The organism is Paraburkholderia aspalathi, from assembly GCF_905220735.1.
In the GTDB taxonomy this organism is placed as follows: domain Bacteria; phylum Pseudomonadota; class Gammaproteobacteria; order Burkholderiales; family Burkholderiaceae; genus Paraburkholderia; species Paraburkholderia aspalathi.
The window spans coordinates 1-15554 of the sequence record NZ_CAJNBA010000019.1 but is presented as its reverse complement, the minus strand read 5'-3'; the positions used below and the strand labels follow the sequence as shown (position 1 = coordinate 15554).

The 15554-nt window shown below is 62.0% G+C and carries 12 protein-coding genes; 8 read left to right on the top strand and 4 right to left on the bottom strand.

The features are described from left to right. Window positions 1-17 precede the first annotated feature (17 nt). Window positions 18-911: a LysR family transcriptional regulator ArgP gene (locus tag KHO30_RS38475; RefSeq protein WP_093647042.1), complete on the top strand. Its 894-nt coding sequence runs from the start codon at window positions 18-20 to the stop codon at window positions 909-911. Window positions 912-976: 65 nt separating this feature from the next. Here the strand turns inward: KHO30_RS38475 and KHO30_RS38470 are convergent, their stop codons facing one another. Further along, entirely contained in the window at window positions 977-2359 is a 1383-nt protein-coding gene (locus KHO30_RS38470; RefSeq protein WP_211704032.1) for an NAD(P)/FAD-dependent oxidoreductase, read from the bottom strand. A gap of 155 nt (window positions 2360-2514) precedes the next feature. Between KHO30_RS38470 and KHO30_RS38465 the strand changes: the two genes are divergently transcribed. The 3 genes from KHO30_RS38465 to KHO30_RS38455 all read left to right on the top strand — a co-directional run bounded on the left by KHO30_RS38465 (window position 2515) and on the right by KHO30_RS38455 (window position 6918). Continuing rightward, the gene (locus KHO30_RS38465) at window positions 2515-3495 is read left to right on the top strand and encodes a LysR family transcriptional regulator (protein ID WP_211704031.1); all 981 of its coding nucleotides are present in this window, start codon (window positions 2515-2517) and stop codon (window positions 3493-3495) included. Between the two features lie 267 nt (window positions 3496-3762). Further along, window positions 3763-5367 (top strand): purine-cytosine permease family protein, encoded by a 1605-nt coding sequence (locus tag KHO30_RS38460; RefSeq protein WP_244179596.1) that lies wholly within the window; start codon window positions 3763-3765, stop codon window positions 5365-5367. A 159-nt stretch (window positions 5368-5526) separates the two neighbouring features. Then, on the top strand, window positions 5527-6918 hold the full coding sequence (locus tag KHO30_RS38455; protein ID WP_093647050.1) for an NAD(P)/FAD-dependent oxidoreductase: 1392 nt from the start codon (window positions 5527-5529) through the stop codon (window positions 6916-6918). A gap of 116 nt (window positions 6919-7034) precedes the next feature. Here the strand turns inward: KHO30_RS38455 and KHO30_RS38450 are convergent, their stop codons facing one another. After that, window positions 7035-7406, bottom strand: a complete 372-nt coding sequence (locus KHO30_RS38450; RefSeq protein WP_200621573.1) for a cupin domain-containing protein — start codon at window positions 7404-7406, stop codon at window positions 7035-7037. Window positions 7407-7612: 206 nt separating this feature from the next. On the opposite strand from KHO30_RS38450, the gene KHO30_RS38445 reads away from it, so the two are divergent. Beyond that, on the top strand, window positions 7613-9049 hold the full coding sequence (locus KHO30_RS38445) for an aldehyde dehydrogenase family protein (RefSeq protein WP_211704030.1): 1437 nt from the start codon (window positions 7613-7615) through the stop codon (window positions 9047-9049). Window positions 9050-9178: 129 nt separating this feature from the next. Beyond that, a complete protein-coding gene (locus KHO30_RS38440) occupies window positions 9179-9637 on the top strand; it encodes a hypothetical protein (protein ID WP_211704029.1) in 459 nt (152 codons plus the stop codon). Window positions 9638-9660: 23 nt separating this feature from the next. On the opposite strand, the gene KHO30_RS38435 is transcribed toward KHO30_RS38440, so the two are convergent. Together KHO30_RS38435 and KHO30_RS38430 are read right to left on the bottom strand one after the other, a co-directional pair. Then, entirely contained in the window at window positions 9661-11037 is a 1377-nt protein-coding gene (locus tag KHO30_RS38435; protein WP_211704028.1) for an ATP-binding protein, read from the bottom strand. Window positions 11038-11146: 109 nt separating this feature from the next. Continuing rightward, a complete protein-coding gene (locus KHO30_RS38430; RefSeq protein ID WP_093647062.1) occupies window positions 11147-12097 on the bottom strand; it encodes a LysR family transcriptional regulator in 951 nt (316 codons plus the stop codon). Between the two features lie 118 nt (window positions 12098-12215). Between KHO30_RS38430 and KHO30_RS38425 the strand changes: the two genes are divergently transcribed. Together KHO30_RS38425 and KHO30_RS38420 are read left to right on the top strand one after the other, a co-directional pair. After that, window positions 12216-13388, top strand: coding sequence for a M20 aminoacylase family protein (locus KHO30_RS38425; RefSeq protein WP_200621577.1), 1173 nt, complete (start codon window positions 12216-12218; stop codon window positions 13386-13388). 164 nt (window positions 13389-13552) lie between these two features. Beyond that, window positions 13553-14908: an MFS transporter gene (locus KHO30_RS38420; RefSeq protein ID WP_211704027.1), complete on the top strand. Its 1356-nt coding sequence runs from the start codon at window positions 13553-13555 to the stop codon at window positions 14906-14908. The last annotated feature ends 646 nt before the right edge of the window (window positions 14909-15554 follow it).

Here is a 15554-nt window from a genome sequence, read left to right as displayed (position 1 = left end):
CCGATTAAGGAACGCTAATGCTCGACTATGCGTTGCTCGATGCGCTAGCCGCCGTGGTGCGGCACGGCTCGTTCGACCGTGCGGCCAGCGAACTGAATGTGACGCCCTCGGCGGTCTCCCAGCGGGTCAAGTTGCTGGAGGAGCGAGTGGGGAGCGTGCTCGTGAAGCGCGGCCAGCCGTGTGTCGCGACCACCTCGGGGGCGCTGCTGTGCCGCCATACCGAACGCGTGCTATTGCTGGAAGCGGAGCTGAGCGGCCGGCTGCCGGCGCTGCCCGGCGCGCTGGTCGAACCGTGGCCGGCGCTGCGCGTGGCTGTCAACGACGACAGCGTAGGCACCTGGTTCATCGACGCGGTGGCCCAGTTCTGCGTGGAACGGGAGATGCTGCTCGATCTGGTGATCGACGATCAGGATCACACCGCAGAGCGGATTCGCGACGGCAGCGTGCAAGGCGCGGTCACCACGCAAGCCGAGCCCGTGCAGGGCTGCCGCTCGACCCGCCTCGGCCGGATGCGCTATCTGGCGGTCTGCACGCCGGCGTTTCGCGAGCGTCATTTTGCCGACGGTGTCACGCGCGAGTCGTTACGGCGCGCGCCGTGCGTCGATTTCAACCCGAAGGATCAGTTGCAGAAGCGCTTCATGCGCCGCATCACGCGGGCCGACCTGGATCCGCCCTTGCACTGGATTCCGCACGTCGCCGGTTTTTTGCGCGCCTGCGTGACGGGAATGGGCTGGGGCATGTGTCCCGAACGGATGATTGCACCGCATCTGGCCAGCGGCGAGTTAGTCGAGGTGGCGCCTGGCAAGCATCTCGATGTGGATTTGTACTGGCAGAGCTGGCGCCTGTCGATCGGCTGGCTCGACGATTTCGGCGCGATGCTGCGCAAGCGGGCGACGGAGTTTCTCGATTGAGCGTCGCGCGGGCGGTGTTTTTCTGAATCTGAGAATCTGAAAAACGCCGCCCGCGCTTGCCAATTTCAATGCAGCCGGATCACCGGATGCACGCGTCGCCGCAACCAGTGGCTCGCCGAATCGAGCGCCATGCGTGCGAAGCCCGTCAATGTCATCACGTGACGACGATAGATGAGCTTGTAGACGGCAGTGGCCAGCCAGCCGTCGACGAACACCGGCTGCGTCAGCAAGCTGTTGCTCAGGCTGCCGATCGTGCCTTCACGGCCGAAGCCGACTAACGTGCCCGCGTCGCGATAGACGAACTCCGGTAAAGGCTCGCCTTCGATTCTGCACTTCAGCGCACGCGCCAGAAACTGCGCCTGTTGGTGCGCGACCTGAGCGCGCGGCGCCAGGAACGCGTCCGCGTTTTCCGAAGAAGGGCAGGCCGCGCAGTCGCCGAGTCCAAATATGTTCGCGTCGTTCGTGCATTGCAGCGTGCGGTTCACCTGCACCTGTGCGTTACGATTCACCGCGATGCCGTCCAGCGTGCGCAACACCGGCGGCCCGGCGATGCCGGCGGTCCAGATCGCGATATCGCTGGCGAGCGGCGCGCCTTCATTCGTCAGCACGGCGTCGGCGCGCACTTCAGTGACGCGTGTGGCGTTCAACACGTCGACACCGAGACTGCCGAGCATCTTTTGCGCACGCGCCGAGATCGTTTCGGAGAGGGCAGGCAGCACGCGCTCGCTGCTTTCGATCAGACGGATGCGGAAGTCGCGCACGGGGTCGAGCGAAAACGGGCTATAGCGGTTCAGCAGGCGCACCGTATCGCGCAACGCAGCGGCGAGTTCAACGCCCGTTGCTCCAGCACCGATGATGTTGATCGACACCGGCGTGTCCGCCTGCGCGGTCTGTGCGCGTCGCGCATGATTCGCACGCAGACAGGCGTCGAGCAGCTTGCGGCGAAACGCTTCCGCATGTGCGACCGATTCGAGCGGCAACGCGTGTTCGGCCGCGCCGGGCACGCCGAAATATTGCGTGACGCTGCCCATGGCCAGCACCAGCGTATCGAATGCGAGCTGCCGTGATGGCAGGATTTCGCGGCCGTCGGCGTCGTGGAGCGCATTCAGTGTGATGTGCCGGTTCGTTCGATCGAGCGCGGCAAGTTCGCCCTGTTCGAATTCGAAGCCGTGCCGTTGTGCCTGCACGGCGTATTGCAATTGATGTGTGGCCGGGTCGAGTTGGCCCGACGCGGCTTCATGCAGCAAGGGCTTCCAGAAATGCGTCGGCCAACGATCCACCAGCACGATCTGTGCGAGACCGGCGCGTCCGAGCGTTTCCGACAGTCGTGTAGCGAGCCCAAGGCCGCCGACCCCACCGCCGACGATCACGACGCGATGCGCCGCCGCTTGCTGCCCTTGCTCCCTGCGTTGCGCGGTAGAGGCTCCCTGCTGATCGATTGCAGCCATGATCCGTATCCTCCTGAAGTTATCTTTGCCGGGCCGGCGAAGACGTCCCGGGGCTATGTCCGGTATTCGTTCGCCTCATCTGTCAGGGCCAGTATAGAATCGGCTGAAACCGCAGCACAATTTAATGTTTCTGCACAACATATAGGTTTTCACTTATGTTAAAAGCCGCCACGTTTCGTCAATTGAAAGCCTTGCATACGGTCGCGAAGCTCGGCAGCGTGTCGCGCGCAGCGGAAGAATTAAAGCTCACGCAGCCGGCGGTGTCGCTTCAGGTGCGCCTGCTCGAAGAGGCAGCGGGTGCGCCGCTATTGCAGCGTGTGGGCCGTGGCGTGCAGTTGACTGCAGCGGGCGAAATCCTCGCGCGCTATGCGCTGGAAATCCTCGATCTGTGGAACGGCGCGGCGGATGATCTCGCCGCCTTGCATGGCGAGCAGGGCGGCACACTGCGCATTGGCGCGATCACGACCGCCGAATATCTGATCCCGCCTTTTCTGGTGCGCTTCACGGAATCGCGCCCGCAAGTGAAGGTGCAATTCAAGGTTGGCAATCGCGCCGACATCATTCGCATGCTGGCCACGCACGAGATCGATCTTGCGGTGATGGGCAGCGCGCCGCGTGAATTGCGCACGGTGGCCACGGCGTTCGCCAAGCATCCGATGGCGTTCGTTGCCTCGCCCGCTCATGCGTTGATGAAGAAGAAGCGCCTTTCGCTGGACGATCTGCAAACCGCGAATCTGTTCGTGCGGGAGCGGGGCTCCGGCACGCGCTCGACGGTCGAGAATCTGTTTCGGCTCGCCGGTCACAAGCTGCATATCGGGTCTGAGCTCTCGAGCAACGAAGCGATCAAGCAACTGGTCGAGGCGGGGCTGGGCATCGCGTTTCTGTCGTTGCATGCGTGTTCGCTGGAATTTCAGGCGGGTCTGCTGGCGTTATTGCCTTTGCCCGCGAATCCAATCGAGCGCGATTGGTACGTGATGCATGTGTCCGACAAACGCCTGCCGCATGTCGCCGGCCTGTTCCGCGATTTTCTGATCGAGCACGGTATGTCAGGCGCGGTGCCGATCCCGCTGCCGACTGTCGCCGCCGCGAAACGGCGCCGCCAGGCGCGTGATGCGCGTGAAGCGAGCCCGATTTGAGGCGCGGATTCTCGCTATTCGCTTCGACGTTTGCGTTAGAGCAAGCCCGAAGGAGGTCCCCGCGCGGTCTCCAGTTGCATCCGTAGAGCCTTATAGGACGGGCATTTCAGCTTACATCGCCCGCGATCGAAGTAAAGGTTGGGCGGGCGATATTTTTGCCCGCGACGATTGTCTTTACAGTGATGTCCAGATATCCGAGAAAAGTGGACGCCGCATCCTTGTGGCGAGCCATTGTGATTGACCTGGCCGTTACAGGAGTTGGAGACAATGAGCAGCAACAGCATCACTCAAGTCGAAACATTCGGTTTTGAACGCATTCCGGATCGCTCGCGTTATGCGCGGCCGATCGATCTGTTCCGCTTGCTGTTCGGCGGTTGCAATACCTTTTCCACCTCGGTGCTCGGCAGTTTTCCCGTGCTGCTCGGTCTGTCGTTCAAGGCGGGCGTTTATTCGATCGTGCTTGGCGTGGTGATCGGTTCGTGCATTCTTGCGCCGATGGGCCTGTTCGGTCCGCGCAACGGTACGAGCGATCCGGTTTCGTCGGGGGCGCATTTCGGCATTCATGGCCGGATCGTTGGCTCCTTTCTGGCGGTGTTGACCGCCGTCGCGTTCTTCTCGCTGGCGGTGTGGAGTTCGGGCGACGCGCTCGTGGGCGGTGCGAATCATCTGCTCGGCCTACCGGTCAACTGGATGACGCTGAGCTTCGCGTACGGTCTCTTTGCGGTGCTGGTACTGACCGTTTGCGTCTACGGTTTCCGCTTCATGTTGTGGGTCAATAAGATCGCCGTGTGGGCCGCGAGTCTGCTGTTCGTGGTCGGCATCGTGGCGTTCGCCGGGCCGTTCAATAGCGCGTACGCCGGCAAGGTGGCGCTCGGCTCGGTGGGTTTCTGGCCGGCGTTCGTGAGCGCCGTGCTGGTTGCGATGAGCAATCCGGTGTCGTTCGCCTGCACGCTCGGCGACTGGGCTCGTTATATTCCGCAGAACACGCCGAAGAAGCGCACGATCCTCGCGGTGATGCTCGCGCAACTGGCCACCTTCGTGCCGTTCTTCTTCGGCCTCGCCACGGCGACAATCATTGCCAGTAAGGCGCCGGATTTTATCGCCTCGAATAACTACGTGGGCGGGTTGCTGGCGATCTCGCCGAACTGGTTCTTTCTGCCGGTGTGTCTGATTGCGATCATCGGCGGGATGTCGACGGGCACCACCGCGCTGTACGGCACCGGGCTCGATATGTCGAGCATGTTCCCCAAGTTTCTGAACCGCGTGCGCGCCACGCTGCTGATCGGCAGCCTCGCCATCGGCTTCATTTTTCTCGGCCGTTTCGCCTTCAATCTGGTCGAAAGCGTGTCGACGTTCTCGGTGCTGATCAACGTCTGCAGTTGCCCGTGGATGGTGATCATGATCATCGGCTTCGTGACGCGACGCGGTTTCTATCTGTCCGACGATCTGCAGGTATTCAATCGCGGCGGCCGTGGCGGTCACTACTGGTTCACGCACGGCTGGAACTGGCGCGCGATGGGCGCGTGGATTCCGAGCGCGGTGGTCGGCCTGTGCTTCGTCAATTTGCCGGATCAGTTCGTCGGTCCACTCGGGCAGCTCGCCGGTGGTCTCGACATCAGCATGCCGGTTTCGCTGACGCTGGCCTGCGCGTTGTATATCGCGTTGCTGCAGTGCTTTCCTGAACCGGATGGCGTGTATGGGCCGCTTGGCCGACGTTGGTTGCGTAGCGGTCCGCAGCGCAATGCGACGGTGCATCCGGTGGTGCCGGTGACCAGGCTTAAGGCCGGCGGCGCGCAAATGAAGACGCAACCGCAGCAGCACGCCGTACGACGTGAACGCGAAGAAGTGCTGGACACGCAGGACGCGGGTTGAATCGTGCGGTTCGAGGTGTTCAATGCAAGGCGCAGGGACACGGCGCCGAACGCAGCATCGAGGTGGCATTAGAAGCTGCGTTCAAGTGTCACCAAGACCGCACCGAAGCAACAGTCGCGCAGTAAATGCAATGGTATTCAAGTTGAGTAGGCAAACAAAATGAGCGAGTCAGTAAAGCGCGCGTTTGAAGGTGTAAAGCTGTTTCCGTTCTGGCTGGACAATCCGCGTGCACCGGCTGTCGAACGGGAATTGATCGGTCCGACTTCCGCGGATCTCGTGATCGTCGGCGGTGGGTTCACCGGTTTGTGGGCCGCGATTCAGGCGAAAGAAGCAGACCCGTCACTCGACGTCGTGCTGGTCGAAGCAGGGAAGGTGGCTTACGGCGCATCGGGCCGTCCGGGCGGGATCATTTCCACGTCGGTGATGCATGGTCTGCCGAATGCGACGCGCGTCTTTCCACAAGACCTCGACGTGCTGGAAAAGCTGGGCCAGGAGAATCTCGACGGCTTCAAGGAGTCGTTGACGCGTTACGGCATTGAAGCGGACGTCGAATGGAATGGCGAGATGACGGTCGCGGTCGATCCGGGCCACCTCGATCATCTGAAAGGCGATTACGAACTGCACGTAGCCCACGGGCATGATGTCGTTTTGCTCGACAGCAAAGGCGCCCGCGAACAACTCGATTCACCGCTGTTCGCAGCCGCGATGTGGTCGCGCAATCGCAGCGGCACGATTCATCCGGCGAAACTCGCGTGGGGCCTTAAGGCCGCCGCGCTGAAACTCGGTGTGCGTTTGCACGAACACTCGCCGATCACGCGCATGGAAGATCGCGGCGCAACGATGATGGTGCACACCCAGGCGGGCAGCATCGAAACGCCACGCGTGCTGCTTGGCACCGGCACGGCGGATGTGGGCGTGACCGACATCAAGCGCCGCGTGATGCAGGTGCGCGATCACATCATCGCGACTGCGCCGTTGAGCGACGAGCAGATGGCACGGATCGGCTGGAACAATCGCCAGGGCATCTACGATACGCGCACGCAGCTCAATTATTTCCGTCTCACCAAAGACAACCGGATCATTTTCGGCGGCCGTGTGAGCTATCACTTCGGCGGCGATCCAAATCCGGCCGCGGATCGTGACGAGAGCACATACTACAAGCTCGCCGAAGCGTTCTACCGTACGTTCCCGCAACTGGACGACGTGCGCTTCACCCATGCATGGGGTGGTCCGATCGACTACTGCTCGCGTGGCGCCGTGTTCGCGCGCCGCTACCACGGTGGCAAGAGCGTGTTCGTTGCGGGCTATACGGGCTTCGGCGTGGCGGGCAGCCGCTTTGGTGCGAAGATGGGGCTCGACATGCTGTGGAATCGCGAGACGTTGATTACGTCGCTGGATATTTCGCGCAAGGGGCCGTCGTACATTCCGCCGGAACCATTGCGCTGGATCGCCGCGAAGATCACCTTCAATGCATTCGACGGCGCCGACGATCGCGGCGGCTGGCGGCGTCTCTGGATCAATTCGATCAAGGCGCTGGGCTTCCCGATGTAGTTGTTTCGGTAGTTGTCGATGTGACTGGCGGTTTTTTATTGATTGCCGCCAGAATAAAAAAACCGCACCTTAAGGGGTGCGGTTCTTGTTGAAGCAACGCTGCGATGCAGTATGAATCAACCGCAGTAGACGATGCTGTACTTCTTGGTCGCCACCGGCATATGCCACGTGCCCGAGAAGCCCTTGTGCAGGATGAAGGCGTCGCCGGCGGCATAGCGTTCGCTGCGGCCGTCGTCGCTGGTGATGACGACTTCGCCTTCGATCAGCACGCAGACTTCGTGGATCGGCAGGTCGGCCAGCTTCAGCGTGCCCGCATCGCATTGCCACACGCCGGCGGACAGCATGTTGCCCGCGTCGGAAAAGGCGTTGAGGGCGTGCGGCGCCTTGGCGCCTTCGAGAATGACGTCGGCGGGATCGTGCAGGGCGGGGTTCAGGCCGGAAGCGCCGGGGCCTTTAGCGTCGATGCGGGTGAAAGTGATGGTGCTCATGTGTCTCTCCTGGTTATGTGATCGAAAAGAAGTGATTCGAAGACGGAATCGAAGCAGAACCGGAGTCTGAGCCAAAGCTGCATAGCGATGAATTTCGATTTGAAGACATTCAGATTGAGCGGCGTCGATGTAAAGCATTCGATACCGCTCCCGGGCGCTTTCTCGGCCCAAGGTCTGACCCAACCATTCATGTAAAGGACAAGCCCATGCAACACGCCAAACAGTTTTATATCGACGGACAATGGGTCGATCCGCAAAACCCGGCAGGCGCTGCCACGCTCGACGTGATCGATCCGTCCACGGCTACCGCGTTCGCGCAGATTTCGCTCGGCAGCGCGGCCGATGTCGACCGTGCCGTGGCTGCGGCGAAGCGTGCCTTTCCGGCCTACAGCGAGACCACGATCGCGCAGCGAATCGATCTGCTGCAAGCGATTCTCGACGTCTACCGCAAGCGCTACGACGACATGGTGCACGCGATCAGCCGCGAGATGGGCGCACCGCTGCAGTATGCGAACGATGCGCAGGCATGGACCGGCGTCGCGCATCTGGAAACGATGATCCGCACGCTCGATACGTTCGAATTCGAGTACGTGAAGAGCAGCATTCTGATCCGCAAGGAAGCGGTCGGTGTGTGCGGGCTGATTACGCCGTGGAACTGGCCGGCCTTGCAGATCGCCACCAAGGTCGTGCCCGCGCTCGCGGCCGGCTGCACGATGGTGCTTAAGCCTTCGGAACTGGCGCCGCTCTCCGGCATCATCTTCGCCGAGATCCTCGACGAGGCGGGTGTGCCGGCCGGCGTGTTCAACCTCGTCAACGGTGAAGGCGCAACGGTGGGCGAGGCGATGTCGCGTCATCCGGACATCGACATGATGTCGTTCACCGGCTCGACGCGTGCAGGCGTGCAAGTCGCGAAGGCCGCGGCGGATACGGTCAAGCGCGTGCACCAGGAGCTGGGCGGCAAATCGGCCAACCTGATTCTCGAAGATGCCGATCTGAAGCAGGCGGTGATGCGCGGCGCCCGTGCATGTTTCGACAACAGCGGCCAGTCGTGCGATGCGCCCACGCGCATGTTCGTGCCGCGCGCACGCCTCGCCGAGGCATTGGGCTATGCGAAAGAAGCGGCTGAAGCCCTGGTCGTCGGTCCCGCGAATGCGAAGGGCATCGATCTCGGGCCGGTCATCAGCGAGCAGCAGTTCGACAAGATCCAGCGGCTGATCGGTGTGGGCGTCGAAGAGGGCGCCACGCTGGTGGCCGGCGGCCCGGGCCGGCCTGAGGGATTGAAGGATGGTTACTTCGTGCGCCCGACGGTGTTCGGCAATGTCACGCCGACCATGACGATCGCGCGCGAAGAGATCTTCGGACCGGTGCTGTCGATCCTCGGCTACGACTCGGAAGATGAAGCGATCGCGATGGCCAACGACAGCCTCTACGGTCTCGCGGGCTATGTGCAATCCGCCTCGATCGAGCATGCGCATGCCGTGGCAAAGCGCCTGCGTACCGGCACGATCTATCTGAACTACGCGGACTACAGCCCCGATGCGCCGTTCGGCGGCTTCAAGCAATCGGGCAATGGCCGTGAGTACGGCGAGTTCGGTCTTGAGGATTTTCTGGAGATCAAGGGCGTGGTGGGTTACGCGAGCTGACACTGCGCGACGGCCGGGCGGTGAGGGCCATCACCGCGCCGGCCGTTTTTCGATGGCGGTTCCAATCTGCGAACGCTGTTGGCCGGCGTCTATAATCTTTGCCGGAATTCGCCATCGGATCTTGAACCAGTGAAAAAGACTATCGCTATTGCGCTTGCTGCGCTTGCCCTGGGCGGCTGTTCATCCACAGAAAAACAGGAAGCTCAGGCGCGCGACTTTACCCGCTCAGAGAGCCTGCTCGATAGCGCCCAGCGTAACGCCGCTGTTGGGTGCGCGGATCAGGCGCAGTGCGACAAGGCCTGGTCGCTCACGAAGGACTACGTGGCGGCGCATTCTTACACGTCGATCGTCCGCGCGGACGCGGTGGCGATCGAGACCGATGTGCCGAGCCGCTCGGGGCATGCGGTCTATTCGGCCACGCGCGTGGCCAAGGGCAGCGGGGCGACGATCACTCTGTACGCGCAGTGCCGTGGCATGTATGGCCAGGATCGCGCGATGGGCTCCGATTACGATGATTGCGTCAAGCAGATCGGTCCGACGCAAAACGGCTTCGTGCCGTATCTGCAGCAGCATCTGTCCAGCCAGTAACGGACAAACCTTCGGACGAACCTTCAGGTCGCGGAGTGGCGCGACATCATCCGTTCGAATGCATCGACGATACGCAGCACGTACGGATTCTTGTGGGCGACGGTGCCGGTTGCGCGCTCGAAGTGGGCCAGCATGGTCGCGTTCGCTTCGAAGACCAGCACCTGTCCGTCGGGCAGCACCGTGAAGTCGATTCCGCCGTAGTCGAGATCGAGCCGTCTGCCGATCGCCGCGATCGCACTCATGACGCGCTCGCCGAGTGCGACGTGCGGATTGTCGAGGAAGCGCCGCTCTTCCTCCAGCTTCCACGGATACTGTTCCATGTCGGCGGAGTAGTAATGCACCATCCAGTGTGGCGAAATCGCCAGATGGTAGGGAAACGGCTCCCGGTCGACAAAAATGATCCGGTATTTGCGGTAGAAACCGTCGGCGCTGCGATAGTCGCGGAACGCTGCGAGATAGCAAACCTCGGTTTGTGCCGAGCGCCATGATTCGAGCGCGGTGGGACTCTCGCATAGCGTCAGCCCCTCGCCGCCGTGTGTCGCGGCAGGACGCGCGAGGACCGGAAAGTCGATGCCGTCCGCCGCGAGCAGCGCGTCAAGCGCATTGCGTGAAGCCGGTGCGATTTCGCTGCGTACGCAAGGCGCCGCCTGCACGTCCGGCAATCCGTCGAACAGGCTCGCGGTACGATGCCGCTGGGTTCGGGCGATAGCGTCGGGCGGATTGAGCACGGGCCGCGCACAGCGCAAGACGAAGCGCGCGAGTCGTCCGGAGAGCGGGGCGGCGATATCCGCATCGCCAATCGCGTTGAACACGAGGTCGTAGGACGGCAACTGCTGGTCTTCTTCGTCGGCGGCGTAGTCGATCGCGTATTTGATGCGGCAGCAGGTCGTGCTGGGCAGTAGAGCATCGAACGGCACATTGCCGGCGGTGTGTGCCGCGCAGAGGATCAGCACACGGCGCTGCCCGGCGCCGCGTCCCTCGATAAAGACACGCTGGATCCGGTAGGCACGTTCCCGATATGCGGCGGCTTCGCTCGCGCGTCCGCTGCCTGCGAGGATGGCGGCCAGATTCTGGCAAGCAACGGCGACATGCGGATCAAGCTTCAGAACGAGGCGGTACCAGTATTCGGCGATCTCATGATCGCTTTTCATGAAATATCCGGTCGCGACATCGCAGAGATTCGCGGCACTGGCGTTGGGTGCCGCAGCGGTGTAGGCGTCCAGCGTGTGGGCGGCGATCAGATGCGCGACCGCGGCCAGTTCGTCGCCGTCGGCGCGTCGCGCTTCAGCGAGCACGCGGTGATGGGACGGATCGAGCGAGGCGCTGTCGTCGGCATACTCCGCTGACGTGCCCGGAGGCTGTGCCTTGCGGTCGGCTTCGTTGTCAGGATTCTGGATCACGGTCGCTCGGGATAACGGCAGGGCGACGCGCCGCTGCGCACTCGAAGCATAGCGGGCATGCATGCGATTCAGCTTACAGCGCCGCGGGTCCGCCACCCCCACCACATCACTACAGCAGCAGTTCGATCGAATGAAACAGGCGGCGCAGTTCAGGGTCTTGCGAGCGCGAGCCTTCGTCGACGACTTCGCGCAAACACTCCAGAAAACACGTGGCCGCCGGACTCGTCGGCGCGCCGCGGCGTGACGTGATACTGACGATGGTTTCATCCACCGTCTCGCGCAAGGGGAGCGCCCACAGGTTCTCCTTTGCGATGAGCACTTCGACGAGCGGCCACGGGAAAATGCTGACCATGTCCGTTCGTGCGAGCAGGCCGAGCACGACCGAGAGCGAGTGCGCAAGATGGATCGTGTGCGGCACCTTCATGCCGCGCTTGCGAAACAGATTGTCCGAGATCGACTCGCGGCTTGCCGGGTCCCAGTTCAGCACCCATTCGGCGTCTTCCAGTTCGAGCAGCGTGCGGCAACCCGCCTTGGGATGATCGCGCCGCGCGCACACCGCCGAATGCGTTGAAAACAGCGGTACGTTGTGAAACTCCGATTGCGGCGAAGCGGGCGGCGGACGGCCGATCGAGAAGTCGAGGCTGCCGTCACGCAGGCGTGGTTGCACGACGCCCAGCAGCCCCTCAAAAAATTCCAGTTGGACTTCCGGCATGTGCTGCCGGAACCGCTGCACTGTGGGCGGCAGAAAAGTCAGCGCCACCCACGGCGTGACGCCGATCGACAGTTTGCCGGCCGCCGCGCCGCGCATCGCCTCGATCTCTGCTTCCGCGCGCTGCAACTGGCCGAGCACCAGCCGCGCATGCACGACCAGCGCGCGGCCGAACTCCGTGAACGCGACCCCGCTCGCGCCGCGCACCAGCAATGGCGCTTGCAGATCGGCCTCCAGTTCGCGCATGGCCTTGGTCACGGCGGCCGGCGAAAGGTCGAGCGAACGGGCGGCAGCCCGGATACTGCCGGTATCCGCAATGGCCGCTAAGGTGCTGAGTTGATGCAGTTTCATCTGGAAAACCCGTACATGGGTGGCAACCACTGGTTGCTGGCGCAACGATTCTACGCCTGCCGCTGGAAAATCGGCGTGGTTATGCTCGGTTCACGCTTTCATCGACGGAGACAACATCGTGAACACCATGGCCATCCCGGCGGGCATCGCCGAACTCGAAGACGAAATGATCGCGCTGCGCCGCCGCATTCACGCGCAGCCCGAACTGGCTTACGAAGAGTTCGCCACTGGTGACCTTGTCGCCGAGCGCTTGCAGGAGTGGGGCTACACCGTGCATCGCGGGCTGGGTCAGACCGGTGTTGTAGGGCAACTGAATGTAGGCAGCGGCACGCGCAAACTCGGCCTGCGCGCCGACATGGACGCACTGCCGATTCACGAGACCACCGGCCTGCCGTACGCGAGCACCGTCCCCGGCAAGATGCACGCATGCGGCCATGACGGCCACACGGCGATCCTGCTGGCGGCCGCCAAGCATCTGGCGCAGGAAAAGAATTTCGACGGCACGTTGAACCTGATTTTCCAGCCCGCTGAAGAAGGTCAGGCCGGCGCGAAGAAAATGCTCGAAGACGGCCTGTTCGACAAATTCCCGTGCGACGCGGTCTTCGCGATGCACAACATGCCGGGCTTCCCTACCGGCAAGTTCGGCTTCCTGCCGGGCTCGTTCATGGCTTCGTCCGATACGGTGATCATCAAGGTGACCGGCCGCGGCGGTCATGGCGCGGTGCCGCACAAGGCGGTCGATCCCGTGGTGGTGTGCGCGCAGATCGTGCTGGCCTTGCAGTCGATCGTATCGCGCAACATTGCGCCGCTCGACATGGCGATCATCACCGTCGGCGCGATCCACGCCGGCGAAGCACCGAACGTGATTCCTGAAACCGCGGAGATGCGTCTGTCCGTGCGCGCGCTGAAGCCTGAGGTTCGCAACTATTTGCAGGAGCGCATCACGGCGGTCGCCTGCGGACAGGCGGCGGTGTTCGGCGCGCGTGCGCACGTCGACTATCAACGACGTTATCCGGTGCTCGTCAACGATGCGCAGATGACCGGTCTCGCACGGCAGGTCGCGCTCGACTGGCTCGGCGAAGACGGCTTGATCGCCGACATGCAACCGTTGACCGGCAGTGAAGACTTCGCGTTCCTGCTGGAGCGTTGCCCTGGCAGCTACCTGATCATCGGCAATGGCGACGGCGAGGGCGGTTGCATGGTCCACAACCCGGGATATGACTTCAATGACGACTGCCTCGCTACCGGCGCGGCGTATTGGGTGCGGCTTGCGCAGACGTTCCTCGTCTGAGGCAGGCGGCATCGCGTTGAACTGAGGCCATGCAAGGCTCCGAGGGTCACGAAGACCCGCGGGGCCATCAAGGCCGTGTTGGAGCCAGTCAGACCGTCCATTGCTTTCAGGCGCACAAGGCCGCAGGTCCGCGCATTGGCAGGAAGGACACCATGGAGAGACAGATGGACATTTCCGCTACACCGCAACCCGCAGGCACCGACGCTGTGAACCTCGGTGACGCATCGGCTACGCCGCCGGCCAAACGCACGAGTCACGCCAAGGCGATTGCTGCGATCACGCTTGGCAACGGCCTCGAGTTTTTCGATTTCACGATCTACAGTTTCTTCGCGACGATCATCGGCAAGCTGTATTTCCCGGTGGAAGGGCAGCTTGCGCAACTGATGCTGGCGGTCGGCACGTTCGGCGTGGGATTCATCATGCGTCCGGTGGGCGGCATTGTGCTCGGCGCCTATGCCGACCGCGCCGGCCGCAAGGCCGCGATGAGTCTCACACTGTGGCTGATGACACTCGGCTCGGCGATCATCGCGTTCGCACCGACGTACGCGGCGATCGGCATCGCCGCGCCGCTACTGGTGATCCTTGCGCGCTTGATTCAGGGCTTCGCGCTGGGCGGCGAGATTGGTGCATCGACATCGTTGTTGCTTGAATATGGCAGCGATAAGACGCGTGGATTTTACGGAAGCTGGCAGTTCGTGAGCCAGGGCTTGAACACGGTTTGTGGCTCGCTGCTGGGTGTTGCGTTGGCGGCGGCGCTGTCCACTGCCGCGTTGGAGAGCTGGGGCTGGCGTGTGCCGTTTGTGATCGGCATGGCGATGGGTCCGATTGGCATTTACATCCGGCGGCATCTGGACGAAACCTTGCCGGGCGTGGAAGACGGTACGGTTTCTGCGGCCCAGGCGCCTGATGCGCAGCCGGTTCGCAAGTTGTTCCGCGAGCATTCGCGCGTGATCACGACGGGTGTGTTGACGACGATTGGCGGCACGGCCGCGAACTACATCGTGCTGTTTTATCTGTCGACCTACGCGATTCGGATTTTGCATTTCCCGATGTCGTCGGCGTTGTGGGCCGCTTGGACTGCGGCGATTGTGACGGTGATTTGCTCGCCATTTGCGGGATCGTTATCTGATCGCGTGGGGCGCAAACGCGTTTTGTGGATTTCGCGGGTGATGTTGATTGTTGCCGTGTATCCGGCCTTCATGATTATTAATGCTTTGCCTACGGTGCCGGTTTTGTTGTCTGTTGTTGCTGTGCTGGCTGTGTTTGTCGCGTTTACCGCGGTGCCTAATATCGTCATGTTGCCGGAGATGTTTCCGCGCGAGATTCGCGCTACGGGGATGTCGATTGTTTATTGTTTAGGGGTTTCGATTTTTGGTGGGTTTGCGCAGTTTTTTGCTACCTGGTTGATTCAGGTGTCGGGGAGTAATTTGGCGCCTGCCTGGTATTTGATTGGGTGTGGGGTGGTGTCGTTGTTGCCGTTGCCGTTTATGAGGGAGACTGCAGGGAGGGCTATAGATTGATGGTTTTTTTGCCTGCGCGGCGCTTATTGTCTGTGTTCTTAGGGCTTTGGCCTTTCCTTGAATTGTTAGTGGTCTATTAGCGTTCCCCCTGTGCGGGGGGGCACCTACTTTTCTTTGCCGCCGCAAAAAAAAGTAGGCAAAAGAAAGCGGCTAGAAGCCCCTGCTAAGCGGGTCCCGCAGCTCGCTCACGGTAGTGGTGCGACTGGAATCTGTGTTCGTGCCGCTGCGTGGGCTTGTGACAAGGGCGTCATACTTCCGGCGGCGCTGCGCGCGCCGAAGAGCTGTTCATAAAACCACCTGCTACGTTTGTCATTCACGGACCTCAGCCGAAGCCCGTGGTTTCCCATGCAGACCCGTCCGCGACGCACGTAGTGCGGAGTGGGAGCTGATGAATCCTTTGTCACTAGCGCGGAACGTGCGAGAGCACGGATTCCAGTCGCACCACTACCCCAGGCAAACCACGGCGCCCACTTAGCAGGGGCTTCTGGCCGCTTTCTTTGCTTATCTTTCTTTGCGGCGGCAAAGAAAGTAAGTGTGTAGTGGTTCAATGAACCTGGACACCTCTAAAGGGGATAATTCTCCAACTGAGGTGAGAAATGAGCAGACGGAACATTCCTGAAGAATTCAAGGCAGAAGCAGTCCAGCT